Origin of the sequence: Roseococcus sp. SYP-B2431 (assembly GCF_004336745.1) — a bacterium.
GTDB lineage: Bacteria > Pseudomonadota > Alphaproteobacteria > Acetobacterales > Acetobacteraceae > Roseococcus.
Map to the genome: position 1 here is coordinate 756,175 of NZ_SJXD01000011.1, position 19,558 is coordinate 775,732.

The 19,558-nt window shown below is 69.7% G+C and carries 16 protein-coding genes; all 16 read right to left on the bottom strand.

Annotated elements, in window-relative coordinates; translation table 11 throughout:
• Positions 1-101: 101 nt before the first annotated feature.
• The 16 genes from EJV46_RS04860 to ilvD all read right to left on the bottom strand — a co-directional run bounded on the left by EJV46_RS04860 (position 102) and on the right by ilvD (position 19,541).
• Positions 102-1,703, bottom strand: a complete 1,602-nt coding sequence (locus EJV46_RS04860; protein WP_131547449.1) for a carboxyl transferase domain-containing protein — start codon at positions 1,701-1,703, stop codon at positions 102-104.
• A complete protein-coding gene (locus tag EJV46_RS04865; protein WP_131547450.1) occupies positions 1,704-2,891 on the bottom strand; it encodes an isovaleryl-CoA dehydrogenase in 1,188 nt (395 codons plus the stop codon).
• Positions 2,888-4,444: an AMP-binding protein gene (locus EJV46_RS04870; protein WP_131547451.1), complete on the bottom strand. Its 1,557-nt coding sequence runs from the start codon at positions 4,442-4,444 to the stop codon at positions 2,888-2,890. Before EJV46_RS04870 ends, EJV46_RS04865 begins: the two co-directional genes overlap by 4 nt.
• Positions 4,435-5,268, bottom strand: coding sequence for an ABC transporter ATP-binding protein (locus EJV46_RS04875; protein WP_131547452.1), 834 nt, complete (start codon positions 5,266-5,268; stop codon positions 4,435-4,437). Before EJV46_RS04875 ends, EJV46_RS04870 begins: the two co-directional genes overlap by 10 nt.
• Positions 5,265-6,545 carry an ABC transporter substrate-binding protein gene (locus EJV46_RS04880; RefSeq protein WP_131547453.1) on the bottom strand — a complete coding sequence of 427 codons (1,281 nt, stop codon included), beginning with the start codon at positions 6,543-6,545 and terminating at the stop codon, positions 5,265-5,267. The genes EJV46_RS04875 and EJV46_RS04880 overlap by 4 nt, the downstream gene beginning before the upstream one ends.
• Positions 6,546-6,569: 24 nt before the next feature.
• Positions 6,570-7,631, bottom strand: coding sequence for a branched-chain amino acid ABC transporter permease (locus tag EJV46_RS04885; protein WP_131547454.1), 1,062 nt, complete (start codon positions 7,629-7,631; stop codon positions 6,570-6,572).
• On the bottom strand, positions 7,631-8,524 hold the full coding sequence (locus EJV46_RS04890) for a branched-chain amino acid ABC transporter permease (RefSeq protein WP_131547455.1): 894 nt from the start codon (positions 8,522-8,524) through the stop codon (positions 7,631-7,633). Before EJV46_RS04890 ends, EJV46_RS04885 begins: the two co-directional genes overlap by 1 nt.
• Complete coding sequence (locus tag EJV46_RS04895; protein WP_131547456.1) at positions 8,524-10,395, bottom strand: AMP-binding protein; 1,872 nt, start codon at positions 10,393-10,395, stop codon at positions 8,524-8,526. The genes EJV46_RS04890 and EJV46_RS04895 overlap by 1 nt, the downstream gene beginning before the upstream one ends.
• Positions 10,392-11,180: an ABC transporter ATP-binding protein gene (locus EJV46_RS04900; protein ID WP_240782402.1), complete on the bottom strand. Its 789-nt coding sequence runs from the start codon at positions 11,178-11,180 to the stop codon at positions 10,392-10,394. The genes EJV46_RS04895 and EJV46_RS04900 overlap by 4 nt, the downstream gene beginning before the upstream one ends.
• 54 nt (positions 11,181-11,234) lie before the next feature.
• Entirely contained in the window at positions 11,235-11,981 is a 747-nt protein-coding gene (locus EJV46_RS04905) for a glycerophosphodiester phosphodiesterase family protein (protein ID WP_131547457.1), read from the bottom strand.
• A gap of 31 nt (positions 11,982-12,012) precedes the next feature.
• Entirely contained in the window at positions 12,013-14,256 is a 2,244-nt protein-coding gene (locus EJV46_RS04910; RefSeq protein WP_131547458.1) for a tetratricopeptide repeat protein, read from the bottom strand.
• A 2-nt stretch (positions 14,257-14,258) separates the two neighbouring features.
• The gene (locus EJV46_RS04915; RefSeq protein WP_131547459.1) at positions 14,259-15,707 is read right to left on the bottom strand and encodes a tetratricopeptide repeat protein; all 1,449 of its coding nucleotides are present in this window, start codon (positions 15,705-15,707) and stop codon (positions 14,259-14,261) included.
• Between the two features lie 11 nt (positions 15,708-15,718).
• Positions 15,719-16,063 (bottom strand): flagellar biosynthesis regulator FlaF, encoded by a 345-nt coding sequence (locus EJV46_RS04920; protein WP_131547460.1) that lies wholly within the window; start codon positions 16,061-16,063, stop codon positions 15,719-15,721.
• A gap of 93 nt (positions 16,064-16,156) precedes the next feature.
• Positions 16,157-17,062, bottom strand: a complete 906-nt coding sequence (locus tag EJV46_RS04925; RefSeq protein ID WP_131547461.1) for a flagellin — start codon at positions 17,060-17,062, stop codon at positions 16,157-16,159.
• A gap of 102 nt (positions 17,063-17,164) precedes the next feature.
• Complete coding sequence (locus EJV46_RS22690; protein ID WP_165585347.1) at positions 17,165-17,755, bottom strand: hypothetical protein; 591 nt, start codon at positions 17,753-17,755, stop codon at positions 17,165-17,167.
• Positions 17,756-17,822: 67 nt separating this feature from the next.
• A complete protein-coding gene (ilvD, locus tag EJV46_RS04935; RefSeq protein ID WP_131547462.1) occupies positions 17,823-19,541 on the bottom strand; it encodes a dihydroxy-acid dehydratase in 1,719 nt (572 codons plus the stop codon).
• Positions 19,542-19,558: the final 17 nt, after the last annotated feature.

The following is a 19,558-nucleotide window of genomic DNA, read 5'->3' on the forward strand; positions in this document are numbered from 1 at the left end:
AAGCGGCGCGCACGCGATGTGGCGACATCGCGAAGCGGCGCTGACGCCGCCCGCGCGCGAAAGACCCGGAGGAGCGACCCGAGGCCATGTTCCGGTAACCCCTACATCCGGAACAGGCCGAACTTCGTGTCGGGGATCGGCGCGTGCAGGGCCGCGTTGAGCGCGAGCCCCAGCACGTCGCGCGTCATGGCGGGCGGGATGATGCCGTCGTCCCAGAGCCGCGCCGTGGCGTAATAGGGGTCGCCCTCCCGCTCGTACTTCTCCCGGATAGGCGCCTTGAAAGCCTCCTCCTCCTCCGGGCTCCAGGATTTTCCGCCGGCTTCGAGATTGTCGCGCCGCAGGGTGGCCAGCACGCTGGCCGCCTGCTCGCCGCCCATGACGCTGATGCGCGCATTGGGCCAGGCGAAGAGAAAGCGCGGCCCATAGGCCCGCCCGCACATGCCGTAATTCCCCGCCCCGAAGCTGCCGCCGATGATGACGGTGAGCTTGGGCACCTGCGCCGTCGCCACCGCCGTGACGAGCTTGGCGCCGTCCTTGGCGATGCCGCCCGTCTCGTATTTCCGGCCGACCATGAAGCCCGCGATGTTCTGCAGGAAAAGCAGCGGAATGCGGCGCTGGCAGCAGAGCTCGATGAAATGCGCCCCCTTCTGGGCGCTCTCGCTGAAGAGGATGCCGTTGTTCGCGAGGACGCCCACGGGATGTCCCCAGATCCGGGCAAATCCGGTCACCAGCGTCGTGCCGTAGCGCGGTTTGAACTCGTCTAACTCGCTGCCGTCGACGATGCGGGCAATGACCTCGCGCACGTCATAGGGCTGCCGCACGTCGCGGGGGAGGATTCCATCCAGCTCCTCCGGCGCGAACAGCGGCGCCACGGGCGAATGCGGCGGCGCGGGCGGCGCCTTCGTGTTGAGGTTCGCCACGATCCTCCGCAGCCGGCCGAGCGCGTCCATGTCGTCGGCCGCGAGATGGTCGGCGACGCCGGAGAGCCGCGTGTGGACATCGCCGCCGCCAAGATCCTCGGCCGTCACGACCTCGCCCGTCGCCGCCTTCACCAGCGGCGGGCCGCCCAGGAAGATGGTGCCCTGGTTGCGGACGATCACCGCCTCGTCGCACATCGCCGGCACATAGGCGCCGCCGGCCGTACAACTGCCCATGACCGCCGCGATCTGCGGGATGCCGGCGGCCGACATATTCGCCTGATTGAAGAAGATGCGCCCGAAATGGTCGCGGTCGGGGAAGATCTCGTCCTGGTTGGGCAGGTTGGCGCCGCCGCTGTCCACGAGATAGAGGCAGGGCAGGTTGTTCTGCGCGGCCACCTCCTGCGCGCGGAGATGCTTCTTCACCGTGAGCGGGTAATAGCTGCCACCCTTCACCGTCGCGTCGTTGGCGACGATCACGCAGGCGCGGCCGCTCACCATCCCGATGCCGGCGATCAGGCCCGCGCCCGGGACCTCGCCGCCATACATGCCATGGGCGGCGAGCGGTGAGAGCTCAAGGAAGGGTGCGCCCGGGTCGAGCAGCCGCTCCACGCGCTGGCGCGGCAGCAGCTTTCCACGGGAGGCATGACGCGCGCGGGACGCCTCTGGGCCGCCGAGCGCCGCCGTGGCGGTGCGTGCCGCGAGCTGGTCCAGCAGCCCGCGCATCGCCGCGGCGTTCTCGCGGAACTCCTCGCTCCGTGGGCTCACATTCGAGGAGAGCGCCATTCAGGCGGTCTCGCGGAAGAGCTCGCGGCCGATCAGCAGGCGGCGGATCTCGCTGGTGCCCGCGCCGATCTCGTAGAGCTTCGCGTCGCGCAGCAGGCGCCCCGTTGGGTAGTCGTTGATATAGCCGTTGCCGCCGAGGATCTGGATGGCGTCCAGGCTGGCCTTCGTCGCCGCCTCCGCCGCGAAGAGGATGGCGCCGGCGGCGTCCTTGCGCGTGGTCTTCCCCGCGTCGCAGGCCTTCGCCACGGTGTAGACATAGGCCCGCGAGGCGTTGAGCTGCGTGTACATGTCGGCGACCTTGCCCTGGATGAACTGGAACTCGCCGATCGCCTGGCCGAACTGCTTCCGCTCGTGGATATAGGGCATGACCACGTCCAGGCAGGCCTGCAGAATGCCGAGCGGGCCGGCGGCGAGCACCGCGCGCTCGTAGTCGAGCCCGGACATCAGCACGCGCACGCCGCCATTCACGGCGCCGAGCACGTTCTCCTCGGGAATCTCGCAATCCTCGAAGACCAGCTCGGAGGTGGGCGAGCCGCGCATGCCGAGCTTGTCCAGCTTCTGGGCCGGGGTGAATCCCCTCATGCCCTTCTCGACGATGAAGGCGGTGATCCCCTTCGGCCCGGCCTCCGGATCGGTCTTGGCATAGACAATCAGCGTCTCCGCGTAATGCGCATTGGTGATCCAGAGCTTGGTGCCGTTCAGCACGTAGCGGTCGCCGCGCTTCTCGGCCCGCAGCTTCATGCTGACCACGTCGGAGCCGGCATCGGGCTCGCTCATAGCCAGCGCACCGAGGTGCTCGCCGCTGACGAGCTTGGGCAGATACTTCCGCTTCTGCGTCTCGGTGCCGTTGCGGGCCAACTGGTTCACGCAGAGGTTGGAATGCGCGCCATAGCTCAGCCCGACGCTGGCCGAGGCGCGGCTGACCTCCTCCATGGCGACGCAATGGGCGAGGTAGCCCATGCCCGAGCCGCCATAGGCCTCGTCCACCGTGATGCCGTGCAGGCCGAGGGCGCCCATCTCCGGCCAGAGGTGGCGCGGAAACTCGTCGGTCCGGTCGATCTCGGCGGCGATGGGCGCGACGCGATCGGCGGAGAAGCGGCGCGTCGCGTCGCGCAGCGCGTCGATCTCCTCGCCCAGGGCAAAGTCGAGGCCGGCGACATCGAGGCTTGGAGGGGCGTTCGAGATCATTGGAGCTTGTCCCAGTCCTGCCGCAGCACCCGGCGCATGATCTTGCCGGTGGCCGTCTGCGGCAATTCTGCCACGAAGCGGATGTGGCGGGGATAGAGATGGCCCGCGAGGCGCGTCCTCACATGGTCCCGCAGGCGGTGCGCCAGCTCCTCCGAGGCCTGCTCGCCGGCGCGGAGCACGATGGCGGCGGCCACGGCCTCGGTGCGGAGCGGGTCCGGCAGGCCCACCACGGCGGCCGCGGCGACCGCGGGGTGGCGCATCAGGCAATCCTCCACCTCGGCCGGGCCGATCCGGTAGCCGGCGGAGGTGATGACGTCGTCGGCGCGGCCGAGGAAGCGGAGGAAGCCCTCGCCGTCGATCTCGCCGGCATCGCCGGTCATGAGCCAGCCGTCGCGGTATTTTTGCCCCGTCGCCTCGGGGCGGTTCCAGTAGCGCAGGAACATCACCGGATCGGGCGACTTCACGGCAATCTCGCCGTCGATGATCGCGACCTCGTGCCCCGGCACCGCGCGGCCCGCCCAACCCGGCCTGGGGGCAAAGAGCGCGCCGCAGGAGGAAACGGTCAGGTTGCATTCGGTCTGGCCGTAGAACTCGTTGATGGTGACGCCGAAGGCGTCGCGCCCCCATTCCAGCATCTCGGCACCCAGGGTCTCGCCGCCAGATCCTATCGAACGGGGGGCGATGGAGTGCGGCCGGGCGCGGCCATTGGGCACTTGCCGCATCAGTCGCAGCGCCGTCGGCGGCAGGAAGAGGTTGCGCAGCCCGTGCTCCGCGATCACGCGGAAGGCCCGCTCCGGATCGAACTTCTCCATGCGCAGCGCCAGCACCGGCACGCCGTGGAAGAGCGAGGGCAGCAGCACATCCAGCAGCCCGCCGATCCAGGCCCAGTCGGCCGGCGTCCAGAAGCGGTCGCCGGGCTGGGGAAAGAGGTCCTGCGGCATCTCGACGCCGGGCAGATGGCCGAGCAGGACGCGATGGGCGTGCAGCGCGCCCTTGGGAGCGCCCGTGGTGCCGCTGGTGTAGATGATCAGCGCGGGGTCGTCGGCGGCGGTGTCGAGGCAGCGGTGGCCGGGGCTCGCGCGCGCCATCTCCGCGTGGAGATCGATGGCGCCGGGCGCCCGCCCCTCCGCCAGGATGACCAGCGGGCCCGGCGGCAGCTTCGGCAGGCTCTCCGCATTGGTGACGACGGCGCGCGCATCGCAATCGGCCAGCCGGTAGGCGATGGCATCGGCGCCGAACAGCGCGAAGAGCGGCACGGCGATCGCGCCCATCCGATAGATCGCCAGATGCGCGACCGCGACCTCCCAGGATTGCGGCAGCAGGATCGCCACCCGGTCCCCCGCGCGGATGCCCTGCGCCAGCAGGAGGTTGGCAAAGCGGCAGCTCAGCTCCTGGAGCTGGTCGAAGCTCAGGCTCTTGCCGTCCTCACGCAGCAGCGCCGGCCGGCCGCTCCCATCGGCCCAGCGGTCGCAGCAGGCCCGGGCGATGTTGAAGCGATCCGGGATGTTCCAGCGGAACTCCCGCCGCCACTGCTCGTAGGAGGTCACAGCCACCTTTTGCGCCGCTTGTAGCTCTTGATGTCGCGGAAGCTCTTGCGCTCCGTGCCGTGGCCGCCGAGGTAGAATTCCTTCACGTCCTCATTGTCCATGAGCGCGGCAGCGGTGCCGTCCAGCACGACCTTTCCCTGTTCCATCACATAGCCGTAGCTGGCGACGGAGAGCGCCATCCGCGCATTCTGCTCCACCAGCAGGATCGTGATGCCGAGATCCCGGTTCAGCCGGCGGATGATGGAGAAGACCTCCTTCACCAGCAGTGGCGAGAGGCCCATCGAGGGCTCGTCCATCAGGATCAGCTTCGGCCGCGCCATCAGCGCCCGGCCGATGGCGAGCATCTGCTGCTCGCCGCCCGAGAGGTAGCCGGCGAGGCCCGTCCGCTCCTTCAGCCTGGGGAAATACTCGAAGACCATCTCGATGTCGCGGCTCACCTCGCCGTCGGAACGCGTGAAGGCGCCGAGGCGAAGGTTCTCGATGGAGGTCATGTCCGCGATGATCCGCCGCCCCTCCATCACCTGGAAGATGCCGCGCCGGACGATGAGGTGCGGGTCGATCCCGTCGACGCGCTCGCCGCCGAAGCGGATCTCGCCGCGGGTGACCTCGCCCTCCTCCGTCTTCAGCAGGCCGGAGATGGCCTTGAGCGTCGTCGACTTGCCCGCGCCATTGGCGCCGAGCAGGGCGACGATCTCGCCCTTCGGCACCTCCAGCGACAGCCCCCGCAGCACGAGGATGACGTCGTTGTAGACGACCTCGATGTTGTTCACCTGCAGCAGCTTCTCGCGCGCCGCCACAGGGGATGTCGTGGCGGGCTGGCCGGGGCTCACCAGCCCAGCCAGTCCCGCCGGCGGTCCAGCGTGATCGACGTCACGCGGTCGAGGCGCATGGTGCCCGCGCGCATCAGCTCGTCCACGCTGCCCTGGGTCGTGTCGCCCGAGACCACGGCGCGGTAGAGGCCGACGGTCAGCGTGCCGCGATGGTCCTCGGCGGTGAAGTTGGACGGCTCGCAGACGCCCTCGAACCCGGCCGGAACCCAGTTCTGCCGGGCGTAGAAGCCGTCGCGGATGCGCGGGCCGTTCACCGCGCCGTTGTTCGCGGCGGCCGTGTCCATGGCCTCCACCATCAGCATGGCCGCGCAGACGCCGGCGAGGTAGTGCACCGGCCGGTAGGCCGTGCCGGCCTGGTCGCTCAGGCGCGAGATGGCCCGGACATTCGCCATGCCCGGCGCCTCGCCGCCCCAGACCGTGGCCGTGCGCACCGGAAAGACCACGCCGTTGGCGGCGGCGCCGGCCGCCTTCATGGCGTTCTCGTCCATGCCCCAGACATTGCCGAGGAACTGCACCTGCACGCCCACCGTCTGGCAGGCGCGCAGCACGGAGATGTTGGAGCCCGCGGTATTGCCCAGATAGGCATAATTGGCGCCCTGGTTCTTCAGCGTGAGGCATTGCGCCGTGTAGTCGCCTGGCGTCAGCGCGAACTGGATGGCCGGGATCACGTCGAAGCCGAGCTCCGCCGCCAGGGCCTCGCCCGCCGCCTTGGGCGAGTTCGGATAGGGGTGGTTGGCGCCCATATGGACGAAGCGCGGCCGCCCCGCCTGGCCCCGGGCCGTCCAGTCCTGCCGCGCCCAGATGAGCATGGCGCGCAGCGCATCCGAGTAGGAGGGGCCGTAGAAGAAGTTGAAGGGGGCGGCCTTCTCGGCGCGGGGCGCCCGGCCCGAGGGGTCGGTCAGGGCGGCCGAGTAAGAGGCGGAGATATAGGGAACGCGGTCGCGGGTGACGAAGGTGGTCAGCGCCTCGGTGTCCGCCGTGCCCCAGCCCTGGATCGCCACCGGCCGCTCGCGGCCCATCCAGGACTGGTACTGCGCGATGGCCCGCTGCGCCTGGTAGCCGTAGTCGGTCGTCATGACGTTCATGGTGCGGCCGCCGATGCGGCGGTTGGCGTTCACCCAGGCCAGCGCGTCCTGCACGCCGCGGCCATAGGGCACGCCGACATCCGAGGTCGCGCCGCTGTAATCGGCGATATGGCCGATCTGGTAGGGCGCCTGGGCCATGGCGGGGGCGGCCAGCAGCAGCCCCAATGCGCCCGCGAGGATGGTCGTCTTCATGTCCGTTGCCTCCGTTTCTTGATTTTAGTGGGAGTAGGGATACAGCTTCCAATAGGCCCTGATCAGCCGCCATCTTCGCGCCAGGCCGTCGGGCTCGAAGATCAGGAAGAGGATGATCGCGGCGCCGATCGCCATCTCGCGGAGAAAGTTCAGGGAGGCCCCCAGCGACAGGGCGCGGTCGATGGCGCCGCCCTCCAGGGCCTGGGCCGCGCTCTGCACCACCTCGGGCATCAGCACCATGAAGGCCGCGCCCATCAGGCTGCCCATGACCGAGCCCAGCCCGCCGATGATGACCATCGCCAGGAACTGGATCGAGAAGAGGATGTTGAAGGCCTCCACGCTCACGAAGAGCAGGTAGTGCGCGTAGAGCGCGCCGCCCACGCCCGCGTAGAAGCTCGCGATGCCGAAGGAGAGGGTGCGGTAATAGGCGAGGTTGATGCCCATCAGCTCCGCGCTGAGATAGTGGTCGCGCACGGCGATCAGGGCCCGGCCGTCGCGGCTCCGCATGAGGTTGGCGGCGGCGACGAACATCACGACCACCCAGAAGACGACCACGTAGAAATAGGTCTCGTCATGGTCGAAGCGCAGGCCGAAGAGCGTGAAGGGCTCGGTGATGCGCCCGGCCACGCCGCCCGAGAACCATCGCGCGCGGGCAAAGAAGTCCTCGAGGATGAACTGCGCGGCAAGCGTCGCGATCGCGAGGTAGAGCCCCTTCAGCCGCGCCGCGGGCAGGCCGAAGACGAGGCCCACCAGCGCCGTCACCACGCCGGCCAGGGGGATGGCCAACGGCACCGGCACCCCATGTTCCACCAGCCCGGCCGAGGCGAAGGCGCCGAAGCCGAAAAAGGCCGCATGGCCGATGCTGATCTGGCCCGTGAAGCCCACCAGGATGTTCAGCCCCAGCGCGGCGATGCCCAGGAATCCGATCTGGATGAGCAGCGATAGCTCGTAGCGCCCGAGGATCAGCGGCGCACAGCACAGCACGACCAGCCCGGCCAGCATCGCCAGCCGCGAGTTGCGCGTGGGGAAGATCGTCATGTCGGCGGCGTAGCTGGTGCGGAAGTCCCCGCAGGGGGTCGTGCTCATCAGACGCGCTCGATGTTCTTTGTGCCGAAGAGTCCGTAGGGCTTGATGAGCAGGATCAGCACCAGCGCGTAGAAGGGCGCGATATTCGTCATGTTCCCCCAGTTCAGCCACTGGGCGTCCACATATTGCGCCAGGTTCTCCAGCACGCCCACGATGAGTCCGCCCAGCATCGCGCCCACGATGGAATCCAGCCCGCCCAGGATGACCGCCGGGAAAACCTTGATCCCATAGAAGCTGAGCCCCGAGCTCACGCCCGAGACCACGCCCACCACCACGCCGGCCACCGCCGAGACCACCGCCGAGATCGCCCAGGACATGGCGAAGACCCGGGGCACCGAGACGCCCAGCGACTGCGCCACCTGCTGGTCGAAGGCCGTGGCCCGCATGGCCAGCCCATGCTTGCTGAAGGTGAAGAACCACCAGAAGCCCAGCATGATCACGGCCGAGAGCGCGAGGGAGAGGAGATAGACGCTCTGCAGCTGCAGCCCGAAGAGCGAGATGCGCTCGGCCGGGAAGATGGGCGGGAAGGGCTGGGCGAAGACGCCGAACATCCACTTCATCAGCGCCTGGAAGAAGATGGAAAGCCCCACCGTGGCCATGATGACGCTGATGACCGGCTCGCCGATCAGCGGCCGCAGCACCACGATCTGCACGATGATCCCGAACAGCGTCATGAAGGCGAGGCAGATGGGAAAGCCGATCCAGAAGGGCAGCTGCCATCGCGTCAGCAGCCACCAGCAGACCCAGGCGCCCACCAGCATGAACTCGCCCTGGGCGAAGTTCACCACTTGGCTCGCCTTGTAGATCAGCACGAAGCTCATCGCGACGACGCCGTAGAGCGCGCCGACGATCAGCCCGTTCAGCACCAGTTGCAGCAGCAGCGCCCATTCCATCAGGCGGCGACCTTCTCGGGATGCTGCACCTGGAGCGTGGTGCGGATGCGGCTCTTCGTGCCGTCCTGGAAGCTGATGGTGGTGTCCACGGGAATCTGCGCCTCGCCCCGGTAGATGGCCTCGATGATCTCGCCGTACTTCTGGTTGATGACGCCGCGCCGGACCTTCCGGGTGCGCGTCAGCTCGTCGTCATCCGCGTCCAGCTCCTTGTAGAGCAGCAGGAAGTCGCGGATGCGCTGCGCTTCCGGCAAGGTCGCGTTCACCCGCTCGACCTCGCCGGCGAGGAGCGCCTGGACCTGCGGCCGCGCCGCGAGATCGGTGTAGGTGGTGAAGGAGATGCGCTGCCGCTCCGCCCATTTGCCGACGATCGGAAAGCGGATGCAGATCATGGCGGCCAGGTGCGGCCGCCCGTCGCCCAGCACCACGGCCTCGGCGATATAGGGGCTGAACTTCAGCTTGTTCTCGATGTATTGCGGGCTGAAGCGCGTGCCGCCGGATGTGCTGGCGATGTCCTTGATGCGGTCGATCACCACCAGGCGATCGTGCGCGTCGAAGTACCCGGCGTCGCCCGTGTGCATCCAGCCGTCGCGCAGGTCGGCCGTCTCGATGCCGCCGAAATAGCCCTGGAACATATGGGGATGGCGGGTGACGATCTCGCCCACGCCATTGGCGTCCGGCTCGTTCACGCGAAGCTCGATCTCGGGGCCGAAGGGCACGCCGACCGTGTCGAAATCTCTCCTGCCCTTTTCCTGGAGCGTATAGGCGCCGAGCAGCTCGGTCTGGCCGTAGAGCTGGCGCAGCGGCACGCCCAGCGCGAGGAAGAAGCGGAAGGTGTCCGGCCCCAGCGCCGCGCCGCCGGTGGAGGCGGAGGTCAGGTTGGAGAAGCCCAGCCGGTCGCGCAGCGCGCGGAACAGGATCTGGTCCGCGACGGCGCTGCGCTCGCCCTTGTCCAGCGCGGCCAGGCCCATCTTCATGCCGGCCTCGTAAAGCTTCCGCTTCAGCGGGCTCGCATCCAGGACGCGGGCGCGGACATCGGCCGCGATGGCCTCCCAGCTGCGCGGCGCGAAGAGGACGAAGCTCGGACCGATCTCGCGGAAATCGGCCATCATCGTCTCGGGCTCCTCGACGAAATTGACCTTCATCCGGGCGATGAGGTTCCAGCCCAGCGCGTAGATCTGCTCCATGATCCAGGGCAGCGGCAGGACCGAGACGTATTCGTCCTCCGGCCCCTTCGGATCGGCGCGCAGATAGCTGCGGCAGTGGCCGAGGAGCGCGGCGGAGCTCAGCATGGCGAGCTTCGGCCGGGCCGTGGTGCCCGAGGTGGTGCAGAGGATCGCGACCGCCTCCGGATCCTGCGCGGCCAGCAGCGCCTCGTAGTCGGCGGGGTCTTCCGAGGCGCCGATCTTCGCCAGCTCCTCGGCCGAGATCAGCCGCGGATCGTCCAGCTTGCGCATGCCGCGCGGGTCGCTGAAGACGATGCGGCGCAAGGCCGGCAGCCGCTCCGAGGCGCCGAGCAGCTTGTCCACCTGCTCCTCGTCCTCGGCGAAGACCACGCTGGCGCCGGCATGCTCCAGCAGCCAGGCGACCTCGTCCTCCAGCGAATCGCGATAGAGGCCGAGGCTGCGGCAGCCCAGCGCATGGGCCGCGATCTCGCCCATGACCCAGTCGGGCCGGTTGTCGCCGATCAGGCCGATCACCTCGCCCGGCCGGACGCCGAGCCGCCTGAGCCCCAGCGCGAAGAGCCGCGTGCGCGCGTGGTACTGTCCCCAGGTCACGCTGCGCCAGATGCCATATTGCTTTTCGCGCAGCGCGACCTCGCCGCCATGCCTCTCGGCATTGTGGGCCAGGAGGCGCGGCAGCGTGTCCGTCACGCGGCCGCCTCCTCGACCGCTTCGCCCAGATAGGCGCGGCGGACCTGCGGATGGGCCAGCACCTCGTCCGGCGTGCCCTCGGCGATCCTCCGGCCGAAATCCAGCACCATGACCCGGGAGGAGATGTCCATCACCACGCCCATGTCGTGCTCGATCATGAGCACCGTCATGTCCCATTCCTGGTTCAGGTCCAGGATGAAGCGGGCCATGTCCTCCTTCTCCTCGAGGTTCATGCCCGCCATCGGCTCGTCCAGCAGGATCAGCTTGGGCTTCAGCGCGATCGCGCGTGCCAGTTCCACGCGCTTGCGCAGCCCGTAGGGCAGCGTACCGGCCGGCGCCTTGCGGACATGCTGGATCTCCAGGAAGTCGATGATGTCCTCGACCTCGCGGCGATGGACGATCTCCTCGGCCCGTGCGCCGCCGATCCAATGCGCCATGCCGCGCAGGAAGCCGGCCTTCAGCAGGTGGTGTCGCCCGACCATGATGTTGTCAAGCACCGTCATATGGCCGAAGAGCGCCAGGTTCTGGAACGTCCGTCCGATGCCGAGCGGCGCGCGCCGGCTGGGCGGCAGGCGCGTGATGTCCTGGCCCTCGAAGGCGATCCGGCCCTCCGTCGGCCGGTAGCGGCCCGAGACGCAGTTGACCATGGAGGTCTTGCCGGCGCCGTTCGGGCCGATGACGGAGAAGACCTCCCCACGACGGACCTCGAAGCTGACCTCGGTGAGCGCGCGAACGCCGCCGAAGCGCAGCGACACGCCCTCCACGGCCAGGATCGAATCCTGCAAGGCCCTGACCTCCCCGGTCTCTTTCGTTGAGCCGAGGCTAGGCGGGGGAGGAGGTCAGCGCAACGGAATTGCGGCAGCGCGCATCTCGACGGCCAGCGGCGGATCGTCCGTCGCCAGCACATCCACGCCGAGGGCCAGCGCGCGCGCGATGCTCGGCGCATGGTTGGCACCCCAGACGGAGAGGCGCAGGCCGGATTCGCGCAGCGCATCGCGCAGGGCCTCGTCGGCGGAGCCCTCGTGGACGCCGAGTTCGGTGGCCCCGCAGCTCCGGCAGAGGGCGACGAGGTCGGCCGGGCGCAGCGCGCGCATGGGGCGCGTCTCGACGAGGTAGACGAGCTGGCCGAATCCGCCGAGCGCCGCCGCCTCGGCCACCGTCGCCGCCTCGAAGCTCATCAGGACGGTGCGGGCGCGAAGCCCGCCGAGCCGCTCGGCGCAGCGGCGCACCAGGCCCGGATAGGGCCGCCCGTCGACCCCGGCCTTGATCTCCATCCGCAGCCGCTGCGGCGACGCGCCGATCAGGGCCGCGGCCTCCGCCAGGCTCGGCACGGCCTCGCCGCCGGTCCCGCGGAGGCGGTGGCGCCGCACCTCCGCCCAGTCGAGCGCCCGGACCGGGCCCGAGCCGTCCGTGGTGCGATCCAGCGTGGCGTCGTGGATCACGACGGGCTCACCGTCGCGGCTCGCATGCACGTCGAACTCCACCTGCTCGGCCGCCCAGCCCAGGGCATGGCGGAAGGCCATGAGGCTGTTCTCCGGCCAGAGAAAGGCGCCGCCACGATGGCTGGCGATCTCGATGCTGCTCATGGGCAAGCTGTTTCCCGTCGGTGCTCCCGCGTCAAGCCGCCTCCCAGGCCCGCCGGAGCGCCTCGCCGAGATTCCGCCCGAAGCGCGGCGCGTCGCAGAGCGGCGAGACCGCCATGCGCTCCCGCAAGGTGGCGCGAAGGGCGGCGAGCGCCTCCGGATCGGCGGCGCGGGCGATGGCCTGGGTCACATAGCCGTCCTCGTCGAAGGCCGCCCAGTCCTGCAGGCCGAGATTGGACAGGTGCGAGAAGGCATGGCGCGCGGCGAAGCTGCCGCCCGTCAGCGTGAGCACCGGAACGCCCATCCACAGGGATTCGCAGACGGTCAGCCCGCCATTGTAGGGAAAGGGATCGAGCGAGATATCGATGTCGCCATAGGCGGCCAGCAGATCCGCATGCGGGACCGCGCCGTGGAGATCCATCCGGTCCGGCGGCAGGCCCAGGGACTTCGCGCGCTCGACGAAGGCGTCCCGCGTCCGCGGGTCGCCCAGGGCATGGGTGCGCAGGACGAGCCGGCTGCCCGGCACCGCCGCCAGGATCCGCGCCCAGCAGGTCAGAACCCGTGACGTGATCTTGGCCATGTTGTTGTAGCAGCCGAAGGTTGCGCGGCCGCGCCGCAGCAGCGGCGGCGGCACCACCGGCGGCCCGTAGGAGGGCGGATCGTAGCAGACATAGCCGTCCGGCAGGCGCAGGAGTCGCTCGCCGTAGTTCGGCTCGAAGCCCTCCGGCGTCTCCCAGCGATCGGTGACCAGCCAGTCGATGTTCGGCACGCCGGTCGTCGCCGATTGCGAGCCGACCCATTTGATCTGCACGGGCGCGCAGCGGTGCCGCAGCACGCGAATCCGGCCCCCGAGCCCGTGCCCGCCCAGATCCACGAGGATGTCCAGCTTCTCCGCGCGAAGGTTCTCCACCAGCGGGAGCTCGCCCATGGCGGGGTCGAGGGCGACCCATCGGTCAGCCCTGGCCCGATACCGCTGCGCCAGCGGCCCCGGCCGGTCGCCCAGGGAGAGGAAGACCAGCTCGAACCCGTCGCGCGGCAGGTTCTCGACGCCGGCCAAGGTGAACCAGCCGACCGGATGCGTCCCGAAGTTGGACGAGAGGAAGCCGACCCTCAAACGGCCGGCCGAGGCGCGCGGCGCCGGGCTCCAGGGCTCCAGCTTGTCCGACAGATGCGCATGCAGCCGGTCCGCCACCGTCCGCAGCCGGGCCGGCTCGGCTTGCTCCGGATGGTAGGGCCCCACGCTGCAGAGCCGCAGCATCAGCTCGTTCTCACCGCCGGCGGCTTGCGCTGAGGCCATGGCCTCTTCCTGCCGGCCCTGCGACACCTGAACGAGCGCCAGCGTGGCCTGGCCGCGATAGTCGGAGCCCAGATCCCGCATGGCCCGCCGCAGCACGTCCTCCGCCTCGGCGAAGCGATGCGTGCGAAGCAACTGCTCGCCCAGGGCCACGCGCAGCTTGCGCTCGTTTGGCAGGAGGCGCACGGCCCGCTCGAAAATGTCGAGCGCGTCCTTGTGCTGGCGCTGGCGCCCCAGGGAATGACCGAGACCACTCAGGATCTGGCCGTCATCCGGCGCCAGCGCCTCGGCGAGGCGCCATTGCGGCAGCGCCGCGCCATGGCCCTCGGCGGCCTCGATCAGGCTGGCGAGCCCCGCGACCCGGGCGGCAGCCAGAGGGTCCGCCGCCAATGCGGCCTCCGCCATCCTACGCGCTCCGGCGGCGCCATGCAGGGAGACCAGCGCTTCGGCCCAGATCAGCCCCGCCTGGCCCAGCTCCGGCTCTCGGGCGAGCACCTCGTCGGCGATGGCGGCGGCGCGATCCGCGGACCCGTTCTCGCGCAGCGTCCGGGCATATTCGAGCGCGATGCCGCTGTCCTCCGGCGCATGCAGCATGGCCTCAGCCAGCAGCATCTCCGCTCTGGCGAGCTCGCCGCCCTGACGCTCTAGGAGGCCGAGCCCGGACAGCGCCGCGACATGGCCGGGCGCCCGCATCAGCGCCGCTTCGTAGCCCCTGCGTGCCGCGGCAGGATCGCCGCGCAGATGCGCGAGCCGGCCCAGGCGGAAATGCGCCTCGGCCAGATGGGGCAGCGATCCCTGGGCCTTGTGGAGATGCGGCGCGGCCTCCTCGAGGCGGCCCAGATCCATCAGCGCCATGCCGAGGTTGAGTGCCGCCAGCGCATGCTCCGGCTCCCGGTCGAGCGCAGCCGCCAGCAGCGGCACGGCCGAATCCGTCCGGCCGGCGCGGAGCTCATCCAGGCCCGCGTCGAATTCGGCCAGCCGCATTGTCAGTGGCCCGGCGCCGCGAGGACGATATAGCCCCTCACCGGCTCGCCGTTCTCGAACCGCAGGACCTCCTCGCGGAAGCCGATCGCGACCAGGCCCGCCTGCGACAGCGCCGAGCGGACATATTCAGCGCTCTGCTGGTAACGGGCGTTGCGGGTGAGCACCCAGCCCGTGCCCGGCTCGCCCGCCTCGATGCTGAACAGGAGGCAGCCGCCCGGAGCGAGGCGGCACCGGGCCGCGGCAAGGACCTCCTCCAGCGCGCCAAAGTAGCAGAGCAGGTCGGCCATGAGGATCGCCGCATATCGCGTCCCATCCTCTCGCAGCGCGGTCAGGACATCGGCGCGACGCAGCTCCGTGTAGACCTGCTTCCCGCCTGCGGCTTCGAGCATGCGCGGCGAGAGGTCCACGCCGACCAGCCGGCCGCCCAGAAGGTCGTACAGCACGGCTCCCATGAGGCCGGTGCCGCAGCCGAGGTCCAGCACATCGCCGAGCCGGGCACGGCCCTGGGCGACATCGGGGAGATGCGCCTCGAGTATGCGGAGCATGACGCCCGGGATCCGATAGCCCAGCGAGAAGAGCGATTCTTCGAACCGCGCCGCGAAGCCATCGAAGACCTCGGTCACGTATTGCTCGCTCGCCCGGTCGCCTTCCGCCGGCCGCGCACCCACCGCGACCGCCAGATGCCTCAGATAAGCATTCCCGGGCTCCAGCGCGGAGGCCTCGGCATAGGCCTCGCCAGCCCGGTCGGTGAGGCCGAGGCGATGATAGGCCTGGCCGAGCATGGACCAGAGCGCGCTGTCCGGAGCCGCGGCGAGCGCCGCCTCCAGCATGCCGGCGGCGCGCTGGGCGTCGCCGGCGAGGATGGCGTTCTGCGCGCGCAGCACGACGAGGCCGCGCGGCTTGCCGGACAGCCCCTCCGCGAGGGCATAGAGCTCCTCGGCCGCTTCGTGGCGATTGGCCCGCATGAAGCCCATGGCCAGCATGGCCGCAGCCAGGGCGCTGCCCGGCTGCGCCTCGAAGACCTGGTGAAAGAAGAACAGCGCCTCGTCGTGACGGCCCGCCTCGGAAAGGCAGGTGGCGAGAAGGGTCTTGGCCTCCAAGCTGCCGGGATCCGCCATCACGGCGGCCGCGGCGTCGTCCAGGCCACCCCGCGCATCGTTGTTGCCGCGCCGGATCCGCGCGCGCAGCAGGCGCAGCATGCCGTCCGCCCCACGGGCGGCGAGCGCGGTGTCGGCGGCGCGGAGCGCCTCCTCCGTGCGGCCCGCCTCCAGCAGCGCCTCAGCCAGGAGACCGAAGGCTTCGGGCGGTGCCTCGGGCACGAGGACCGCCCGCTCCAGCATCAGAAGGGCTTCCGCGGTGCGGCGCGCGCTCAGCATGTCGCGGCCGCGGTCGAGCAGCCGCGAGACGACGGCGGGATCGGCGGCCTGCCTGGCGGCGGCGAGGGTTTGCATCCTGGTCCTCCTCAGGCCCACAGGGCCGCTGCGATCTGCTCGTTGATCTCGATGATGAGATCCGTGTCAGGACTTTCCGCGTCGCACTCGCGGAGAACCGAACGGGCCAGCGAGGCGATCTGGGCCCGGAGCGGGACGGGAAGCCGGTTGCTCGGGTCGATCACGGCGGCCAGCACCGCATCCCAGAGGCGGCGGTTGTCGGCCAGGGCCCGCGCGAGGACGACGGGGTTCTCGTTGTCCATCGCCTCCCGCAGGGCGCGCGTGGCACGGCCATAGACCTCGGCCTCCATCTGCTTGGGCGTCAGCCGGCGGCGGTAGCTTCCGGCGACGGCGGCGGAACTGCTGGCGTAGGACATGGGACGGGTTCCTCCATCATGGGGGACTGGGCGAGCGGCGGCGGCTAGCCGGAGAGGGAAAGTGGGCGGCCTCCTGCCAGCCCGGGGTCGTCATCAGCGGAAGAGGGACAGCAGGACCTGCGGTGCCTGGTTGGCGATGCCCAGCGCCTGGCTGCCCAGCTGCTGGCGGATCTGCAGCGACTGCAGCCGCGCCGATTCCTTCGCCAGATCCGCGTCGATCAGCGCGCCCATGCCCGCCTCCTGCGCGTCCATCTTCGCCTTGTTGAAGTTGATCTGGCTGTCCACGTACTTGCTGTAGCTGCCGAGGTTGTTCATCGCGGTCAGCGTGTTGTTGATCGCGACGTTCACCGCGCCCCCCGTGGTCAGGGCCGCGCCGAAGCTGCTGATGGCACCGGCCAGCGTGGTGCCGGCCGCCACGCCGCCGGTGGTCATGCCCAAGGCCGTCAGCGCCGTGAATCCGGCCTCGCCGTTGATTCCCTTGGAGGCGATCTTGGCGAAGGAATAGGACGCCCCCTCCCCGTTCCGCACGGTCCTGACCTCGCCGAGCGTCGTGCCCGTCGCGGTGGCATCCGCCGAGGTGTTGAGCATGGACTGGCCGTTATAGGTCGTGTCCGTCACGAAGTTGGAGATCTGGCTGAACTTCTCCTTCAGCGCGGACATGTACTGGCTGCGCTGGGCCGGCGTGATGTTCGCGTCCGAGAGCGCGACGATGGTCGACTTCACGTCCTTCAGGGCATTCGAGATGTTCTCGAGGCCGGTGCGCGTGGTGTCGAGCAGGCCCTTGATGCCGCCGAGCTGCTGGTTGGCAGAGGTGGTGGAGGCCAGGTCGCCACGGATGCGCTCGGCCACCGCATAGGCGGCGCCGTCGTCCCGCGCATCGGCCACGCGATAGCCGGTGGAGATGCGCTTCTGCGTCGTCTCCATCTCGGCGCTGGTCTTGTTGAGCGACTGGAGCGCCACCATCGCGCCCATATTGGTGTTCACGGAATTGAGCGACATGGTCTTTTTCCTTTGCCTGTTGGCCTCCCCCGAATTCCGGGGGCGGAGGCATCCTGGGCGTCGGGAAGTTAAGGAAGCCTTACGGCTCCCGCCTTTTTCCGCTCATCGCGGATCCGTGGCGTAGCGGCCCGGCTCCGGAAGCGCCGCGCCGCGCTTGCGCCCCAGCAGCGCCAGGCTCGCCGTCGTGCCGACCAGATCGGCGAATTCCAGCAGCGGCCGATAGTGCTCGCGGCCCCAGAAATCATGGATGGCGATCACGCCTTCTGGCGCCAGGCGTTCCAGCGCGGCCAGCGCGCAGGCCACGCGGAATCGGCCGTCGACCAGCACGAGGCCCGGCGCGGGGCAAAGCCCCCACGGCGCATTCCAATAGAGCGGCCCGTCGGCATAGCGCGCGGGATCGCGTGGCCAGCCCCAGGGGCCGACCGGGCCCAGGTCCGCGCGAACGCCCTGCCAGCGGCCCGATGCGGCCGCCCCGACGCAGCCGGGCTCCGCCCTCAGGCGCGATAGCCATTGCGGATCGGATTCGACCGAGATCAGCGGTCCGCCCAGCTCTTCCAGGAGGAGAAGGGTGCTGCCGCCGCAGCCGAATTCCACGGCCGATTCCACACCGGCCGCCGCGTAACGCAGCAGCCGCTGCTCGGCGGGCGACATCGCCGGCTGAAGGCCGGCGGCGGAGAAGGGAGCATCCAGCATTCTGCGGGTCCAATCCTGTCTGTCGCCAGGATGGGCCCGCGAAGCTTAACGCATCGCTAAGACGCGATCAGATATCCGCATAGACATGCGTTTCCTCCCGGGCGCCCGGCTGCGTCACCGCGCCGGCCCGCGCCGGACCCACGGTCTGCGCGTATTTCCAGAGCACGCCCGAGTTGAAGTTGTGCGCGCGCGGCTTCCATTCGGCTCGGCGCCGCGCCAGCTCCGCCTCGTCCAGCTCCACGTCGATCGTGCCGGCCTGCGCGTCGATGACGATCCTGTCGCCGTTCCGCAGCAGGCCGATGGTTCCGCCGACGGCGGCCTCCGGACCCACATGGCCGATGCAGAATCCGCGCGTGGCGCCCGAGAAGCGGCCGTCGGTGATGAGCGCGACCTTGTCGCCCATGCCCTGCCCGTAGATGGCGCTGGTCGTGCTCAGCATCTCGCGCATCCCCGGGCCGCCCTTGGGCCCCTCGTAGCGGATGACGATCACGTCGCCCGGCTTGTAGGCGCGCGCGTCGACGGCGGCGAAGGCGTCCTCCTCGCAGTCGAAGCAGAGCGCCGTGCCCTCGAAGCGCAGCTTCTCCATGCCGGCGATCTTCACGATCGCCCCATCGGGCGCCAGATTGCCGAAGAGCGCCACGACACCGCCGATCTGGCTGATCGGATCGGAGACGGGGCGCACGACGTCCTGGTTCTTCGGGAAGACCACCTCGGCGTGGTTCTCCGCCAGGGTCTTGCCGGTGACGGTCATGCAGTCGCCATGCAGCAGGCCGCCCTCGAGCAGCGCCTTGATGATGACGGGGACGCCACCGATCTTGTGCACGTCCAGCGCCACATACTTCCCGCCCGGCTTGAGGTCGGCGATATGGGGCGTGTCGCGCATCAGCCGCGCCACCTCCTCCAGGGGAAAATCGATCCCGCATTCATTGGCGATGGCCGGTAGGTGCAGCCCCGCATTGGTGGACCCGCCCGTGGCGCCCACGATTCGCGCCGCGTTCTCCAGCGCCTTGCGCGTCACGATGTCGCGCGGGCGGAGCTGGTTGCGGACGAGGTCCACCACCGCGAATCCGCTGCGATAGGCGTATTCGTCCCGCTCGGTGTCGGGCGCCGGCGCGCCGGCCGAATAGGGCAGCGCGAGGCCGATCACCTCGGAGATGCAGGCCATGGTATTGGCGGTGAACTGCCCGCCGCAGGCGCCCGCGCCCGGGCAGGCATGCTCCTCCAGCTCCTGCAGCTCCTCGTCGGACATGTTGCCGGCCGCGTGCTGACCCACCGCCTCGAAGACGTCGAGCACGGTCACGTCGCGGCCGTGGTGGCGGCCGGGCATGATGGAGCCGCCGTAGAGGAAGACGCTGGGCACGTTCAGGCGCAGCATCACCATCATCATGCCGGGCAGCGTCTTGTCGCAGCCGGCGATGCCCACCAGCGCGTCGTAGCAATGGCCGCGCATGGTGAGCTCGACGGAATCGGCGATCACCTCGCGCGAGACCAGCGAGGACTTCATCCCCTGATGGCCCATGGCGATGCCGTCGGTCACCGTGATGGTGGTGAACTCGCGGGGCGCGGCGCCGGCGGCGGCCACGCCGCGCTTGGCGGCCTGCGCCTGGCGGCTGAGGGCGATGTTGCAGGGCGCGGCCTCGTTCCAGCAGGAGGCGACGCCCACCAGCGGGCTTGCGATCTCCTCGCGGGTCATGCCCATCGCGAAGTAGTAGCTGCGGTGCGGCGCGCGCTCCGGCCCGACGCTCACATGGCGGCTCGGCAGCCGCGACTTGTCCCAGGTGGTCATTGGCGTTCCCCTTGCTG

Coding starts and splice junctions, on each gene's coding strand:
- EJV46_RS04860 (WP_131547449.1), bottom strand. CDS start 1,703: ATGGCGCTCTCCTCGAATGTGAGCCCACGGAGCGAGGAGTTCCGCGAG.
- EJV46_RS04865 (WP_131547450.1), bottom strand. CDS start 2,891: ATGATCTCGAACGCCCCTCCAAGCCTCGATGTCGCCGGCCTCGACTTT.
- EJV46_RS04880 (WP_131547453.1), bottom strand. CDS start 6,545: ATGAAGACGACCATCCTCGCGGGCGCATTGGGGCTGCTGCTGGCCGCC.
- EJV46_RS04885 (WP_131547454.1), bottom strand. CDS start 7,631: ATGAGCACGACCCCCTGCGGGGACTTCCGCACCAGCTACGCCGCCGAC.
- EJV46_RS04890 (WP_131547455.1), bottom strand. CDS start 8,524: ATGGAATGGGCGCTGCTGCTGCAACTGGTGCTGAACGGGCTGATCGTC.
- EJV46_RS04905 (WP_131547457.1), bottom strand. CDS start 11,981: ATGAGCAGCATCGAGATCGCCAGCCATCGTGGCGGCGCCTTTCTCTGG.
- EJV46_RS04910 (WP_131547458.1), bottom strand. CDS start 14,256: ATGCGGCTGGCCGAATTCGACGCGGGCCTGGATGAGCTCCGCGCCGGC.
- EJV46_RS04915 (WP_131547459.1), bottom strand. CDS start 15,707: ATGCAAACCCTCGCCGCCGCCAGGCAGGCCGCCGATCCCGCCGTCGTC.
- EJV46_RS04920 (WP_131547460.1), bottom strand. CDS start 16,063: ATGTCCTACGCCAGCAGTTCCGCCGCCGTCGCCGGAAGCTACCGCCGC.
- EJV46_RS04925 (WP_131547461.1), bottom strand. CDS start 17,062: ATGTCGCTCAATTCCGTGAACACCAATATGGGCGCGATGGTGGCGCTC.
- EJV46_RS22690 (WP_165585347.1), bottom strand. CDS start 17,755: ATGCTGGATGCTCCCTTCTCCGCCGCCGGCCTTCAGCCGGCGATGTCG.
- ilvD (WP_131547462.1), bottom strand. CDS start 19,541: ATGACCACCTGGGACAAGTCGCGGCTGCCGAGCCGCCATGTGAGCGTC.